The 17,432-nt window shown below is 74.0% G+C and carries 1 protein-coding gene; it reads left to right on the top strand.

Features of this window, described 5'->3' with window-relative positions; genetic code table 11:
- The first annotated feature begins 56 nt into the window (after positions 1 to 56).
- Positions 57 to 17,417: a type I polyketide synthase gene (locus tag STRVI_RS53150; RefSeq protein WP_014060784.1), complete on the top strand. Its 17,361-nt coding sequence runs from the start codon at positions 57 to 59 to the stop codon at positions 17,415 to 17,417.
- Positions 17,418 to 17,432 lie beyond the last annotated feature (15 nt).

The following is a 17,432-nucleotide window of genomic DNA, read 5'->3' as shown; positions in this document are numbered from 1 at the left end:
GGATCTGAAGGTCCCCGGGCGCAAGGTTTGTGACGAGAAGCATGGGTGAGACTCCAATGGCGGATCAGGACAAGATCCTCGACTACCTCAAGCGGGTAACTGCCGATCTGCACCAGACGCGGCAGCGTCTTCGCGAGGTCGAGTCGCAGGAGCCTGAGCCGATCGCGATCGTCGGCATGAGCTGCCGGTTCCCCGGAGGCGTCACGTCTCCGGAGCAGCTTTGGGAGCTCGTGGCCGCGGGCGGTGACGCCATCGTGGACTTCCCCACGGACCGCGGCTGGGACACCGACGCGCTCTTCGCCGACGACCCCGACCAGCAGGGCACCAGCTACACCGACAAGGGCGGATTCCTGGCGGGCGCGGGCGAGTTCGACGCCGCGTTCTTCGGGATCAGCCCGCGCGAGACCCTCGGCATGGACCCGCAGCAGCGGCTGCTGCTGGAGACGTCCTGGGAGGCGTTCGAGCGGGCGGGGATCGACCCGGCCACGCTCCGCGGCAGCAAGGCCGGTGTCTTCGTCGGCACCAACGGCCAGGACTACCCGGAGCTGATGCACACGCTGCCGCAGGGCGTCGAGCAGTATCTGCTCACCGGCAACGCGGCCAGCGTCATCTCCGGCCGGATCTCCTACACCTTCGGTCTGGAGGGCCCGGCGCTCACCGTCGACACCGCGTGCTCGGCGTCGCTGGTGGCGCTGCACCTGGCCATCCAGGCGCTGCGCAACGACGAGTGCTCGCTGGCGCTCACCGGTGGTGTCACGGTGATGAACAGCCCGCGCGCGTTCATCAACTTCAGCCGCCAGCGGGGCCTGGCACCCGACGGCCGCTGCAAGGCATTCGCCGACGGCGCGGACGGCACCGGCTGGGGCGAGGGCGTCGGCATGCTGCTCGTCGAGCGGCTGTCGGACGCCCGCAAGAACGGCCACCCGGTGCTGGCGATCGTCCGTGGCTCGGCCATCAACCAGGACGGCGCGTCCAACGGTCTGACCGCGCCCAACGGCCCGTCCCAGCAGCGCGTCATCCGCCAGGCGCTCACCGACGCCCGGCTCACCCCGGCCCAGGTGGACGCCGTCGAGGCACACGGCACCGGCACCAGCCTCGGCGACCCCATCGAGGCGCAGGCCCTGCTCGCCACGTACGGGCAGAACCGGGCCGAGGGCCGCCCGCTGTGGCTCGGCTCGATCAAGTCCAACTTCGGGCACACCCAGGCCGCGGCCGGTGTCGCGGGCATCATCAAGATGGTCAAGGCCATCGAGCACGGTGTGCTGCCCAGGACCCTGCATGTCGACGCGCCCTCCCGGGACGTGGACTGGACGGCCGGTGCCGTCTCCCTGCTCACCGAGAACACCCCGTGGCCGGAGACCGGCCAGCCGCGCCGCGCGGGCATCTCCTCCTTCGGCGTGAGCGGCACCAACGCGCACACCGTCATCGAGCAGGCGCCCGCCGAGGACCGCGAGACCCCCGGCGACGACGCGACGCCTTCGGAGTGGACCGGCGTCGGCGGTCTGGTGCCGGTGCTCGTCTCCGCGCAGAGCGCGGCGGCGCTGCGCGCCCAGGCCGAGCGGCTCACCGCCCATGTGCGGGACGAGCCGGGCCTCGGCCTGGTCGACCTGGCCCATTCGCTGGCCACCACCCGCGCCGCGCTGGACCACCGGGCCGTGGTCCTCGCGGGCGAGGGCGGCCGCGAGGAACTGCTGCGCGGGCTTACCGAGCTGGCCGAGGACGCCCCCGCGGGCGGCGTCGTGCGCGGCGAGGTCGGCGAGGGCAAGGTCGCGTTCCTCTTCACCGGCCAGGGCAGCCAGCGCACCGGAATGGGCCGTGAGCTGTACGCGGCCGTCCCGGCCTTCGCCCGCGCCCTGGACGAGGTGTGCGCCGAGCTCGACCAGCACCTTCAACGGCCGCTGCGCGAGGTGATGTTCGGCGACGACAGCGGACTGCTGGACCGCACCGGCTACACCCAGCCCGCGCTGTTCGCCCTCGAAGTGGCGCTGTTCCGGCTGCTGGAAACCTGGGGTGTGAAGCCCGACTTCCTCGTCGGCCACTCCATCGGCGAACTGGCCGCCGCCCATGTGGCGGGCGTGCTGTCGCTCGCGGACGCGGCGAAGCTGGTGGCCGCCCGTGGCCGACTGATGGAGGAACTGCCCGCCGGTGGCGCGATGATCGCGATCCAGGCGGCCGAGGACGAGGTGGCGCCGCTGCTCACCGAGCGCGTGTCGATCGCCGCGCTCAACGGGCCCACCTCGGTCGTCATCGCCGGTGACGAGGAGACGGCCCTCGCGATCGCCGCGTCGTTCGAGGCGGAGGGCCGCAAGACCAAGCGGCTCACCGTCAGCCACGCGTTCCACTCGCCCCGCATGGACGGCATGCTGGACGCCTTCCGCGAGGTCGCCCGGCAGGTGACCTACGCCCCGCCGGTCATCCCCCTCATCTCCAACCTGACCGGCGGCTCGGTCTCCGCCGACGAGATCTGCTCGCCCGACTACTGGGTCCGGCACGTCCGTGAGGCGGTCCGCTTCACCGACGGCATCCGCCGGCTCGAGGAGTACGACGTCGGCGCCTACGTGGAGCTCGGCCCCGACGGGGTGCTCTCCGCCATGGCGCAGGACTGCGTCACCTCCGACGGCGCCGTGTTCGTCCCCCTGCTGCGCGGCGACCGCCCCGAGGCCACCGCCCTGGCCGGTGCGCTCGCCCGCGCCCACGTCCACGGCGTGGCCGTCGACTGGGCCGCGGTCTTCGAGGGCTCCGGCGCCCGCCGCGTCGAACTGCCCACCTACGCCTTCCAGCGCGAGCTGTACTGGCCCGAGCCGCCCGGCCCCTGGACCGGCGACGTCACCGCCGCCGGACTCGGCTCCGCCGACCATCCGCTGCTCGGCGCCGCCGTGTCGCTCGCCGACGCCGCCGGATTCCTCTTCACCGGCCGGCTGTCCCTCCAGACCCACCCGTGGCTGGCCGACCACGCCGTCATGGACACCGTGCTGCTGCCCGGCACCGCCTTCGTGGAGCTGGCCATCCGCGCCGGTGACCACGTCGGCGCGGACGTCCTGGAGGAGCTCACCCTCGAAGCCCCGCTGGTCCTGCCCCCGCAGGGCGGCGTCCAGCTCCAGGTGTCCGTGGGCGCGCCGGACGAGACCGGCCGCCGCTCGCTGACCCTGCACTCCCGCCTGGAGGACGCCGCCGACGGCACCTGGGGCGAGGGCGAGTGGACCCGCCACGCCACCGGTGTGCTCGGCACCGGCGCCACCACCCCGGACGAGACCCTCACCGCCTGGCCGCCGGCCGGTGCCACCGAGGTCCCCGTGGACGGCCTCTACGACTGGCTCGCCGAGACCGGATTCGCCTACGGCCCGGTCTTCCAGGGTCTCCAGGGCGCCTGGCAGCACGAGGACCAGGTGTACGCCGAGGTGCGGCTGCCGGAGAGCGCCCGCGCCGAGGCCGAGCTGTTCGGACTGCACCCCGCGCTGCTGGACGCGGCCCTGCACGCCGTGGGCATCGGCTCCCTCCTGGAGGACACCGAACACGGCCGCCTCCCCTTCTCCTGGAGCGGCGTCCGGCTCCACGCCGTCGGCGCCGCCACGCTCCGCGTCCGGCTCTCGCCCGCCGGTCAGGACGCCGTGGCCGTGCTGGTCACGGACGAGAGCGGCGCACCCGTCGCCTCCGTCGACTCGCTGCTGCTGCGCCCCGTCTCGCCCGACCAGGTGCACGCCGCCCGCGCCGCCTTCCACGAGGCGCTGTTCCGCGTCGAGTGGACCCCCGCCCCGGTGCCCGCCGCCACCACCGTCGTGGCCGGGCAGTGGGCGCTGCTGGGCGCCGGGCACCCCGAGCTCGCCGCCGCGCTGCCCACCGCCGCCGGCTACGCCGACCTGGCCGCGCTCGGCGAGGCCGTGGACGCCGGGACACCGGTGCCGCAGGCCGTCGTCGCGCCGTTCTTCGCGGACGGCACGGACCGTCCCGTCGAGGCCGCCGTACGCGAGGCCCTGCACCGCGCGCTGGAGCTGGTCCAAAGCTGGCTCGCCGACGCCCGCTTCGAGGGCTCCCGGCTGGTCATCGCCACCCGTGGCGCCGTCGCCACCTCCGCCGACGCCGACACCGAGGACCTGGTCCACGCCCCGCTGTGGGGTCTGCTGCGCTCCGCGCAGTCCGAGAACCCGGACCGCTTCACCCTGGTCGACATCGAGGGCGGCGACGCCTCGTACCGCGCGCTCGCCCCTGCCCTGGCCACCGGCGAATCGCAGCTCGCGGTCCGCGCCGGGACCGTGGTCGTCCCGCGGCTGGCCAAGGTCGCCTCCGACCCCGACCGGACCGCGCCCGCGCTCGACCCCGAGGGCACCGCCCTGGTCACCGGCGCCACCGGCACCCTCGGCGGGCTCGTCGCCCGCCATCTGGTCACCGAGCACGGCGTGCGCCACCTGCTGCTGCTCAGCAGGCGCGGGGCCGACGCCCACGGCGCCGCCGAACTCGTCGCCGAACTGCGCGCGTCGGGCGCCGAGGTCACCCTCACCGCCTGCGACGTGGCCGACCGCACCGCCCTCGCCGGGGCGCTCGAAGCCATCCCGGCCGAGCACCCGCTGACCGCCGTGGTGCACACGGCGGGCGTGCTCGACGACGGTGTGATCGGCTCGCTGACCGCCGAGCGCGTCGACCGCGTCCTGCCGCCCAAGGTCGACGCCGCGTGGCATCTGCACGAGCTGACCCGCGACCTCGACCTGTCCGCGTTCGTGCTGTTCTCCGCCGCCGCCGGCACCCTCGGCGGCCCCGGCCAGGCCAACTACGCGGCCGCCAACGCCTTCCTGGACGCCCTCGCCCACCGGCGCCGCGCCCAGGGGCTGCCCGCCACCGCCCTCGCCTGGGGCCTGTGGGCCGAGCGCAGCGGGATGACCGGCGACCTGGACGACACCGACATCCAGCGCATCACCCGCGCCGGAGTGGCAGCGCTCTCCTCCGAGGAGGGCCTCGCCCTCCTGGACACCGCGCTCGCCGTGGGCGACCCCACGCTCGTCCCCATGCACCTGGACCTGGCGCCGCTGCGCCACGCCGACGCACGCCTGGTGCCCGCGCTGCTGCGCGGCCTGGTGCGGGCCCCCGGCCGCCGCGTGGTGGAATCGGGCGATGGCGCGGCCCCCGGCGGGCTCGCGGAGCGGCTCCTCGGGCTGTCCGTCCCCGAGCGTGACCGGCTGCTGCTGGAGATCGTCTGCGGTCAGGTCGCCGCCGTCCTCGGCTACGCGGGCCCCGAAGCCGTCGGCGCCGGGCGCGCGTTCAAGGAGCTGGGCTTCGACTCGCTCACCGCGGTCGAGCTGCGCAACCGCCTCGGCGCCGTGACGGGCGTACGGCTCCCGGCCACCCTTGTCTTCGACTACCCGACGCCCACCTCGCTCGCCGGTTTCCTGCGCACCGAGATCCTCGGCGACCAGGCCGACGAGGCCGCGGCGGCCCCCGCCGCCACCGTGGCCGTCGCCGACGACGAGCCCATCGCCATTGTCGGCATGAGCTGCCGTTACCCGGGCGGGGTCACCAGCCCCGAGGAGCTGTGGCAGCTCGTCACCGGCTCGGTGGACGCCATCTCCGGCTTCCCGACCGACCGCGGCTGGCAACTGGACGGGCTGCTGGGCGACGACCCCGAGCAGACCGGCACCAGCGCCACCATCGAGGGCGGATTCCTCTACGACGCGGGCGAGTTCGACCCCGACTTCTTCGGGATCAACCCGCGCGAGGCCCTTGCCATGGACCCGCACCAGCGGCTGCTGCTGGAGAGTTCCTGGGAGGCGTTCGAGCGGGCCGGGATCGACCCGGCGACCGTGCGCGGCAGCAAGACCGGCGTCTTCGCGGGCGTCATGTACCACGACTACCTCTCCCGGCTGACCGCCCTGCCGGAGGGCCTGGAGGGCTACCTCGGCACCGGCACGGCGGGCAGTGTCGCCTCCGGCCGGGTGGCGTACACCTTCGGTCTCGAAGGCCCCGCCGTCACCATCGACACGGCGTGTTCGTCGTCGCTGGTGGCGCTGCATCTGGCGGCGCAGGCGCTGCGCAGCGGCGAGTGCACCATGGCCCTCGCGGGCGGTGTCACCGTCATGTCCACCCCGGACACCTTCATCGACTTCAGCCGTCAGGGCGGGCTCTCGGCCAGCGGCCGCTGCAAGTCCTTCTCGGGCGACGCGGACGGCACCGGCTGGGCCGAGGGTGTCGGCATGCTGCTGGTGGAGCGGCTGTCGGACGCGGAGAAGAACGGTCACCGGGTGCTGGCGGTCGTGCGGGGCACGGCGGTCAACCAGGACGGTGCGTCCAACGGTCTGACGGCGCCGAACGGCCCCTCCCAGCAGCGGGTGATCCGTCAGGCGCTGGCCAACGCACGGCTGTCCGCGTCCGAGGTCGACGCGGTCGAGGCACACGGCACCGGTACGACGCTGGGCGACCCGATCGAGGCGCAGGCGCTGCTCGCCACCTATGGCAAGGAGAAGACCGAGGACCAGCCGCTGTGGCTGGGCTCCATCAAGTCCAACTTCGGCCACACGCAGGCGGCTGCCGGTGTCGCGGGCATCATCAAGATGGTGCAGGCGATGGACCACGGCGTCCTGCCCCCGTCGCTGCACATCAACGAGCCCTCGCCGCATGTGGACTGGGAGTCGGGTGCGGTCTCGCTGCTGAGCGAGGCGCGGGAGTGGCCGGAGACCGGGCGTCCGCGCCGGGCCGGTATCTCCTCCTTCGGCGTCAGCGGCACCAACGCGCACGCCATCATCGAGCAGGCGCCGGAGCCCGAACCGGCCGAGGGGTCCGCGCTTCCGGCCGCCCGGCCGTCCGTGCTGCCGTGGATCGTGTCCGGGAAGAGCGCCGTCGCGCTGCGGGCGCAGGCCGAGCGGCTGCTCGCCGACCTGGAGCGGCGGCCGGAGCTGTCGCCGACCGACCTGGCGTACTCGCTCGCGACCACCCGTGCCGCGCTGGACCACCGTGCCGTCGTGGTCGGCGGTGACCGCGCTGCGCTGGTCTCGGGCCTGGCGGCGCTGGCGCGCGGCGAGTCGGCGTCGGGGCTGGGCCAGGGCTCGGTGGCGGACGGCAAGGTGGCCTTCCTGTTCACCGGCCAGGGCAGCCAGCGGCTCGGCATGGGCCATGAGCTGTACGACGCCTATCCGGCGTTCGCCGAGGCGCTGGACGCGGTCTGCGACGAGCTGGACCGGTACCTCGAACGGCCGCTGAAGACCGTGATGTTCGGGAACGACGCGGCGGAGCTGGACCAGACCGGGTTCACCCAGCCCGCGCTGTTCGCCATCGAGGTCGCGCTGTTCCACCTGGCCAGGGCGTGGGGCCTGCGGCCCGACTTCCTCTCCGGCCACTCCATCGGTGAGCTGGCCGCCGCGCATGTGGCCGGTGTGCTCTCGCTGGCGGATGCGGCGAAGCTGGTGGCCGCCCGTGGCCGCCTGATGCAGGCGCTTCCGGCCGGTGGCGCGATGATCGCCGTCCAGGCGTCCGAGGACGAGGTGCTGCCGCTGCTCACCGAGCGGGTCAGCATCGCCGCGCTCAACGGCCCGACCTCGGTCGTGGTCGCGGGCGACGAGGACGCGGCGCTGGAGATCGCGGCGGCCTTCGAGGAGCGGGGCCGCAAGACCAAGCGGCTGACCGTCAGCCACGCGTTCCACTCGCCGCGCATGGACGAGATGCTGGAGGCGTTCCGCGAGGTGGCCGAGGGCCTCACGTACGAGGCCCCGCGCATCCCGATCGTCTCCAACCTGACCGGGACCGTCGTCTCCGCCGAGGAGATCACCAGCCCGGACTTCTGGGTGCGCCACGTCCGGGAGGCCGTGCGCTTCCTCGACGGTGTCCGCACCCTGGAGGCCCAGGGTGTCACCACGTACCTCGAACTCGGCCCCGACGGCGTGCTGTCCGCCATGGGCCAGGACTGCCTCACCGACGCCGACGCGGCCGGTTTCGCCGCCACCCTGCGCGGCGGCCGCCCCGAGGCCGAGACCGTCGCCACCGCTCTGGCCGCCCTCCAGGTCCGTGGGGTGACGCCGGACTGGTCCGCGTACTTCGCCGGGACCGGCGCCCACCGCGTCGACCTGCCGACCTACGCCTTCCAGCACCGCCGCTTCTGGCTGACGTCCCCCGCGGGCTTCGTGGGCGACGTGGAGTCGGCGGGCCTGGACCGGGCCGACCATCCGCTGCTGGGCGCGGCCGTGCCGCTGGCGGACTCCGACGGCTTCCTGTTCACCGGCAGGCTCTCCCTCGAAAGCCACCCGTGGCTGGCCGACCACGCCGTCATGGGCACCGTCCTGCTGCCCGGCACCGCCTTCGTGGAGCTGGCCATCCGCGCCGGTGACCAGGTGGGCTGCGACCGGCTGGACGAGCTGACCATCGAGGCGCCGCTGGTGCTGCCCGAGCGTGGCGCGGTCCAGTTGCAGATCCTCGTCGGCGCCCCGCAGCAGGCCGGGCACCGCACGCTGGAGCTGTACTCGCGGGCGCAGGACGCGCCCGCCGAGATGCCGTGGATCCGCCATGCGAGCGGTGTGCTGGTGGCCGCCGCCCCGCGGCCCTCGTTCGATCTGACCGCATGGCCGCCGCCGGGCGCCGAGCCCGCCGAGGTCGAGGGGCTCTACGAGCACCTGGCGCAGGGCGGCTTCGCGTACGGGCCGATGTTCCAGGGGCTGAGCGCGGCCTGGCTGCGCGGCGACGAGGTGTTCGCCGAGGTGCGGCTGCCGGAGGACCGCACGTCCGAGGCCACCGCGTTCGGGCTGCACCCGGCGCTGCTGGACGCCGCGCTGCACAGCACGTTCGCCCGTGCGGGCGGCGATGAGCAGGGGCGGCTGCCGTTCTCCTGGAGCGGGGTGTCGCTGCACGCGGTCGGCGCCGACGCGCTCCGGGTCCGGCTGACCCCGGCCGGGGCCGACGGGGTGGCGCTGGAGCTGGCCGACGGCACCGGTGCCCCGGTGGCCTCGGTCGAGCAGCTCGCGCTGCGGCCGGTCTCGGCCGGACAGCTCGCGGACGGCAGGTCCGCCGCGTACCACGAGTCGCTGTACCGGCTGGACTGGGCCACCGTGCCACTGGCCACCGAAGGGGCGGCCACCGCGGCCTGGACGGTGCTCGGCGAGGGCGCGCCCGCCGCGCTGACGTCGGGTGCGACGATCCACGCCGATCTGGACGCGCTGGCCGCGGCCGGGGACGCGCCCGAGTACGTCCTGACCTACCTCGACCCGCGCGGCGCCACCGATGACGAGGTGACCGCCGCCGTCCACACCGCGACCCGGCGGACACTGGCGCTCGTACGGGCGTGGCTGGCCGACGACCGGTTCGCGGCGTCCCAGCTCGTGCTCGTCACCCGGGGCGCGGTGGCCACCGCGGGCGACGCCGGTACCCACGACCTGGCCCACGCCCCCGCGTGGGGTCTGGTGCGCTCGGCGCAGTCGGAGAACCCGGACCGGCTGGTGCTGGTGGACCTCGACGGCACCGACGCCTCCTACGAGGCGCTGGGCACCGCGATCGCCTCCGGCGAGCCGCAGTTCGTGCTGCGCCGTGGCGCCGTACACGCCCCCCGGCTGGCGCGCACCGCCGCCAGTGGGCCCATGGTGCCGCCGCCCGGCGAGCCGGCCTGGCGCCTGGACATCCAGGACAAGGGCACCCTGGAGAACCTCACCCTGCTGCCCAGCCCGGAGGCCGCCGCGCCGCTGGAGACGGGGCAGGTGCGGGTGGCGGTCCGGGCCGCCGGTGTGAACTTCCGCGATGTGCTCAACGCGCTCGGCATGTACCCCGGTGACGCGGGCCTGATGGGCAGCGAGGGCGCCGGTGTCGTCCTCGAAACCGGCCCGGGCGTCACCGATCTGGCGCCCGGCGACCGGGTGATGGGCATGCTGCCCGGTGGCTTCGGGCCGCTGGTGGTCGTGGACCGCCGCATGATCGCGCCGATGCCCGAGGGCTGGTCGTTCGCCCAGGCCGCGTCCGTGCCGATCGTCTTCATGACGGCCTACTACGCGCTGCGCGACCTGGCCGACCTCCAGGGCGGCGAGTCGCTGCTGGTGCACGCCGCCGCCGGTGGTGTCGGCATGGCCGCCGTGCAACTCGCCCGCCACTGGGGCGTGGACGTCTATGCCACCGCCAGCCAGGGCAAGTGGGACACACTGCGCTCGCTGGGGCTGGCCGACGACCGCATCGCCTCCTCCCGCGACCTGGCCTTCGAGGAGACGTTCCGCGAGGCCAGCGGCGGTCGCGGCGTCGATGTGGTGCTGGACTCGCTGGCCCGGGAGTTCGTGGACGCCTCGCTGCGGCTGCTGCCGCGCGGCGGCCGGTTCGTCGAGATGGGCAAGACCGACGTCCGGCTGCCCGAGGAGGTCGCCGCCGCCTACCCCGGCGTCTCCTACCAGGCGTTCGACCTGACCGAGGCGGGCCTGGACCGCATCCAGGAGATGCTGTGCGAGCTGCTGGAGCTGTTCCGGCGGGGCGCGCTGCGGGCGCTGCCGATCACCGCATGGGATCTGCGGCAGGCCCCGGACGCGTTCCGCTACCTCAGCCAGGCCCGCCACATCGGCAAGGTAGTGCTCACCGTGCCCGCCCCGTGGAACCCGGACGGCACGGTGCTGATCACCGGCGGCACCGGCACCCTGGGCGGCCTGGTCGCCCGGCACGCGGTGACCGAACGCGGCGCCCGCCGTCTGGTGCTCACCAGCCGGCGCGGTGAGCAGGCCGCGGGCGCGGCCGAACTCGCCGCCGAACTGCGCGAGTTGGGCGCCGAAGTCACCATCGCCGCCTGCGACGCCGCCGACAGGGACGCGCTCGCCGCCGTCCTGGCCGACATCCCCGCCGGGCATCCGCTGACCGCAGTCGTGCACACCGCCGGTGTGCTGGACGACGGTGTGATCGACTCGCTGACACCGGAGCGGCTGGAGAAGGTGCTGCGCCCCAAGGTGGACGCGGCCGTGAACCTGCACGAGCTGACCCGCGACCAGGACCTCGCCGCCTTCGTCCTGTTCTCCTCCGCCGCCGGTACGTTCGGCGGCCCCGGGCAGGCCAACTACGCGGCGGCCAACTCCTTCCTGGACGCCCTGGCCCGACACCGCCAGGCCCAGGGCCTCGCCGCCACCTCGCTGGCCTGGGGCCTGTGGGCCGAGGCCAGCGGGATGACCGGTGAGCTGGAGGCCACCGACAAGTCGCGGATGACCCGCTCCGGTGTGCTCGGCCTGTCCTCCGACGAGGGCCTGGCGCTGTTCGACGCCGCCCAGGAGGTGGGCGACGCCTTCCTGGTGCCCATGCAGCTCGACCTGGCGCCGCTCACCGGGGCGCCCATCGAGATGGTGCCGCCGCTGCTGCGCGGTCTGGTGCGCGGCGGTACGACCCGCCGCACCGCCGAATCGGGCGCGGCCCAGGACGGCTCCTCGCTGGTGGAGCGGCTGGTCCGGCTGGACGCGGCCGAGCGCGAGCGGACCCTGCTCGACCTGGTGCGCGCCCAGGTGGCCGTGGTGCTCGGCCATGACTCGCCCGACGCGGTCGAGGCGAGCCGGGCCTTCAAGGACCTCGGCTTCGACTCGCTGACCGCGGTGGAGTTCCGCAACCGCCTCGGCGGCGCCGCCGGGCTGCGGCTGCCCGCCACACTGGTCTTCGACTACCCGACGCCGACCGCACTTGCCGGATATCTGCTGGAGGAGCTGCTCGGCTCCGAGGCGGCCGCGGCCGTCCCCGCACGGGCGGAAGGCCCGGCGGGTGGCGTGGCCGACGAGGACGACCCGATCGCGATCATCGCCATGAGCTGCCGCTTCCCCGGGGATGTGCGCACCCCCGAGGAGCTGTGGGAGCTGCTGGCCGAGGGCCGGGACGGTATCGCCCGGCTGCCGGAGGACCGCGGCTGGGACCTCGACGCGTTCTACGACCCGGACCCGGACCGGCCCGGCACCTCGTACGCCCGCGAGGGCGGCTTCTACTACGACGCCCACCACTTCGACCCGGCGTTCTTCGGCATCAACCCGCGCGAGGCGCTCGCCATGGACCCCCAGCAGCGGCTGCTGCTGGAGACCTCCTGGGAGTCCTTCGAGCGGGCGGGCCTCGACCCGGGCGCACTGCGCGGCAAGCAGGTCGGCGTGTTCGTCGGCCAGATGCACAACGACTACGTGTCGCGGCTGCACACCGTCCCGGAGGGCGTCGAGGGCTACCTCGGCACCGGCGGCTCCAGCAGCATCGCCTCCGGCCGGGTGTCGTACACCTTCGGCTTCGAGGGCCCGGCCGTCACCGTCGACACGGCGTGTTCGTCGTCGCTGGTGGCGCTGCATCTGGCGGCGCAGGCGCTGCGCAACGGCGAGTGCACCATGGCGCTCGCGGGCGGTGTCACCATCATCACCACCCCCGATGTGTTCACCGAGTTCAGCCGCCAGCGCGGACTGGCCAGCAACGGCCGCTGCAAGCCGTTCGCCGCCGCCGCCGACGGCACGGCCTGGGGTGAAGGCGTGGGCATGCTGCTGGTGGAGCGGCTGTCGGACGCGAAGAAGAACGGTCACCGGGTGCTGGCGGTCGTGCGGGGCACGGCGGTCAACCAGGACGGTGCGTCCAATGGTCTGACGGCGCCGAACGGTCCCTCGCAGCAGCGGGTGATCCGGCAGGCGCTGGCGAACGCCGGTCTGTCGGCTCGTGATGTGGACGCGGTCGAGGCACACGGCACAGGTACGACGCTGGGTGACCCGATCGAGGCGCAGGCGCTGCTGGCCACGTACGGCAAGGAGAAGACCGAGGACCAGCCGCTGTGGCTGGGGTCGATCAAGTCCAACTTCGGTCATACGCAGGCGGCTGCCGGTGTCGCGGGCATCATCAAGATGGTGCTGGCGATGCGGCATGGCGTTCTGCCGAAGTCGCTGCACATCGATGAGCCGTCGCCGCATGTGGACTGGGAGTCGGGTGCGGTCTCGCTGCTGAGCGAGGCGCGGGAGTGGCCGGAGTCCGGGCGTCCGCGCCGGGCCGGTATCTCCTCCTTCGGCATGAGCGGCACCAACGCGCACGCCATCATCGAGCAGATGCCGGAGCCCGAACCGGCGGAGGCGCCCGCGCTTCCGGCCGCTCAGCCGTCCGTGGAACCGTCCGCAGAGCCGTCCGTTCTGCCGTGGGCGATGTCCGCCAAGACCTCCGAGGCGCTGCGCGCCCAGGGAGCCCGGCTGCGGGCCCATGTGGCGAACCACCCCGAGCTGTCCCTCGCCGACATCGGCCACTCCCTGGCCACCTCCCGGGTGGCCTTCGAGCACCGGGCGACGCTCGTCGCCGCGGGCCGGGACGGCTTCCTGGCCGGTCTCGACGCCCTCGCCGAGGGCCGCACCGCGACCGGGCTGGTCGAGGGCACGGTGACCGAGGGCGGCAAGCTGGCCGTCCTGTTCACCGGTCAGGGCAGCCAGCGGCTCGGCATGGGCCGTGAGCTCTACGACGCCTACCCGGCGTTCGCCGAGGCGCTCGACGCGGTCTGCGAAGAACTGGACGCACACCTCGAACGGCCGCTTCGTGAGGTGCTGTTCGGGGACGACGCCGAGAAGCTGGACCAGACCGGCTTCACCCAGCCCGCGCTCTTCGCGGTCGAGGTGGCGCTGTTCCGCCTGGTCGAGACCTGGGGCGTGCAGCCCGACTACCTGTCCGGCCACTCCATCGGCGAACTGGCCGCCGCGCATGTGGCCGGTGTGCTCTCGCTCGCGGACGCGGCGAAGCTGGTGGCCGCCCGTGGGCGGTTGATGCAGCGGCTGCCTGCCGGTGGCGCGATGATCGCCGTCCAGGCGTCCGAGGACGAGGTGACCCCGCAGCTCGGCAAGCGGGTGAGCATCGCGGCCGTCAACGGCCCGACCTCGGTCGTGGTCGCGGGCGACGAGGACGCGGCGCTGGAGATCGCGGCGTCGTTCGAGGCGGAGGGCCGCAAGACCAAGCGCCTCACCGTCAGCCACGCGTTCCACTCGCCCCACATGGACGGCATGCTGGACGCCTTCCGCGAGGTCGCGCAGGGGCTGGCGTACCAGGCTCCGAAGATCCCGATCGTGTCGAATCTGACCGGTGGCGTGGTGGCCGCCGAGGAGATCACGACCGCGGACTTCTGGGTGCGCCACGTCCGGGAGGCCGTCCGCTTCCTCGACGGCGTCCGCACCCTGGAGGCCCAGGGCGTCACCACCTACCTCGAACTCGGCCCCGACGGGGTGCTGACCGCGATGGCGCAGGACTGCGTCACCGAGGACGGCGGCTCCTTCGCCGCCGGGTTGCGCGGCGGCCGGCCGGAGGCCGAGACGCTGCTCACGGCGGTCGGCACCGCCCAGGTCCGGGGCGCCGCCGTGGACTTCACCGCGCTGTACGCCCCGTACGGCCCGCACCAGGTCGACCTGCCGACGTACGCCTTCCAGCGCCGCTCGTTCTGGCTGAACGCCGGGCCGGTCGGCGGCGACGCCACCGCGATCGGCCTGCACGCGGCCGGCCATCCGCTGCTGGGCGCCGCAGTGGAGCTGCCCGACTCGGACGGCATCGCCTTCACCGGACGGCTCTCCCTGCAGACCCAGCCCTGGCTGGCCGACCACGCCGTGATGGGCACGGTGCTCCTGCCGGGCACCGCGTTCGTCGAGCTGGCGCTGCGCGCCGGGGACCACGCGGGCTGCGACCGCCTGGAAGAACTGACCCTGGAAGCCCCGCTGATCGTGCCCGACCAGGGCGCCGTCCAGCTCCGGCTCGCGCTCGCCGCACCCGACGACACCGGCCGCCGCGCGCTGACCCTGCACTCCCGCGCCGAGGGCGCCCCGGCCGACGAGCCGTGGCTGCGCCACGCCACGGGCGCCTTGACGGCGGGCATGGTGGAGGCCTCGTTCGACCTGACCGCATGGCCGCCCGCCGAGGCGGAGCGCATCGACACCGACGGCCTCTACGAGGGCCTGGCCGAGGCGGGCTTCGCCTACGGCCCGGTCTTCCAGGGCCTGACGGCCGCCTGGCGACGCGGCGACGAGGTGTTCGCCGAGGTGCGGCTGCCGGAGGACCGCACGTCCGACGCCGCCGCGTTCGGGCTCCACCCGGCGCTGCTCGACGCCGCCCTGCACGCGCTCGGCCTGAGCGCCGCCGAAAAGGGCGGCGGCCAGGGCCGCCTGCCGTTCTCCTGGACCGGAGTATCCCTGCACGCGGTGGGCGCCTCGGCCCTACGTGTGCGGCTGGACGGCACGGCCACAGGCACGGTGACCCTGGAACTGGCCGACACAACGGGCGCCCCGGTGGCATCGGTCGAGGCCCTGGCCCTCCGCACAATCTCCCCGGACCAGCTGGGTGCGGCCCGACAGGGCAGCCCGTCCGACTCCCTGTTCCGCCTGGACTGGACCCCGGTGGCGGCGTCGCCGTCCGCCGAGGTGACCCCCAACCACTGGGCAGCAGTAGGCCCCGACACTCTGGGCCTCCCGACCTACGCGGATCTGGATGCCCTGGCGGAGGCCATCGCCTCCGGCACGCAGCTCCCGGAATACGTCGTGGCCGACCTGGCAGCCCCGGGTCGGGCAAATCAAGCCCGTCCGGCGTTTGAGGACACGCCCGAAGGGCGCCCGGAGTCCTGGGGCTTGCCCCACGCCTCGACCGGTGCGGCATCTCCAGCCCGTCCGGTGCTCGAGGACCGGGGCTCGGGGGCGGAGCCTTCGGCCGATGCGGCACTTCAAGCCCGTCCGGCGTTTGAGGACCGGGGTCCAGGGGCGGAGCCCCTTGTTTCGGGAAGGGGCGGGATTGGGGAATCCCCCTCGCCCGCCGAAACGGCGCACCAGGCCACCGCCCACACCCTGGCCCTCCTCCAGAAGTGGCTGACCGAAGACCGCTTCGCGGACTCGCGTCTGGTCCTTCTGACCACGGGAGCCGTAAGCACCGGCACGGCCGAGCCGACGACCGACCCGGCCCAAGCCGCCATCTGGGGCCTGGCCCGCTCCGCCCAGGCGGAAAACCCGGACCGAATCGTCCTGGTCGACACCGACCGCAAGGGCAAGCCCCAAGACACCCTGGCCACTGCCCTGGCAACGGACGAACCCCAAATCGCCCTCCGCGACGGCGCCCCCCGGGCGCCAAGGCTGGCGCGCGCCGCCGTGGCGACGGCGACGGGGAACCAAGCGCCCGAGTGGAACGCCGACGGCACCGTCCTGATCACGGGTGCCACCGGCACCCTGGGCACCCTGCTGGCCAAGCACCTGGTCACCGACCACGGCGTACGCCACCTCCTCCTGCTCAGCCGCCGCGGCGAAAACGCCCCTGGCGCCGCCGAACTCACCACCGAACTCACCGAGCTGGGCGCCGAACCCCACTGGGCGGCTTGCGACGCGGCCGACCGAAACGCCCTCGCCGAGGCTTTCGCGGCCATCCCCGCCGACCACCCCCTTACCGCCGTGATCCACACGGCAGGTGTCCTGGACGACGGAGTGATCGGCTCGCTCACCCCCGAGCGCCTTGCCACCGTGGCCCGCCCGAAGGCACATGCGGCGTGGAACCTCCACGAGCTGACCCAGGACGCGGACCTGTCCGCATTCATCCTGTTCAGCTCGGCCGCAGGCGTCTTCGGCGGCCCCGGCCAGGGCAACTACGCGGCGGCCAACGCCTTCCTGGACGCCCTGGCCCAGCACCGCCGCGCCGGCGGCCTGCCCGCCACCTCCCTCGCCTGGGGCCTGTGGTCCGTGGCCGGCGGCGGCATGGGCGGCGGCATGGGCGGTGAGCTGGACGAGGCCGAAATCGCCCGCATCCGCCGCGGAGGCGTCGGCGTGCTCACGGCCGAGAGCGGCCTGGAGCTGTTCGACGCCGCGCAGGGCGTCGCGCGGGGTTCGGACGAGGCCCTCCTCGTACCGCTGCCGCTGGACATGCCGGCCCTCAGGGCACAGGCGGGAAGCGGCATGCTCCCCGCGCTCTTCCGCGGTCTCGTCCGGGCCCCCGCCCGCCGCGCCGCCGAGTCCGCGGCGGCCGCCGCGGCCGGTGCCGAGGCGCTGCGGGAGCGGCTCGGCGGGCTCTCCGAGCCCGAGCGGGAAGAGCTGCTGCTGGAGCTGGTGTGCACCCAGGTGGCGGCCGTGCTCGGCTACCCCGGTCCGGAGACGGTCGACCCGGCCCGCTCGTTCAGCGAGGTCGGCTTCGACTCGCTGACCGCCGTGGAGCTGCGCAACCGTCTGAACGCGACCACCGGAGTCCGGCTCCCGGCGACGCTGGTCTTCGACTACCCCACACCGAACGCACTGGTCGAGTACCTGCGCGGCGAGATCCTGCCGGACGACGCGACGGCGGTCACCTCGCTGCTCGCGGAGCTCGACGGGCTGGAGAAGTCCCTGTCCGGGGCCGCCCCGGACGACGAGGGCCGGAGCAGGATCACCGCGCGACTGCAGGCGCTGCTCGCGCAATGGAATGACGACCGAGGACCGGAAGACGGCGCCGGAGTCGCGGAGGAGCTGGAGTCCGCCACGGACGACGACCTCTTCGACTTCATCGGCAAGGAATTCGGGATCTCCTGAAATGACCATGGCCGG

It is taken from the genome of Streptomyces violaceusniger Tu 4113, from assembly GCF_000147815.2.
GTDB classification, from domain to species: Bacteria; Actinomycetota; Actinomycetes; order Streptomycetales; family Streptomycetaceae; genus Streptomyces; species Streptomyces violaceusniger_A.
The sequence above is the reverse complement of the archived record's forward strand: the minus strand, read 5'-3'. Positions and strand labels throughout refer to the sequence as shown.

Bases quoted from the DNA above. Each gene is read 5' to 3' on its own strand.
- STRVI_RS53150 (WP_014060784.1), top strand. From the start codon at position 57: ATGGCGGATCAGGACAAGATCCTCGACTACCTCAAGCGGGTAACTGCC.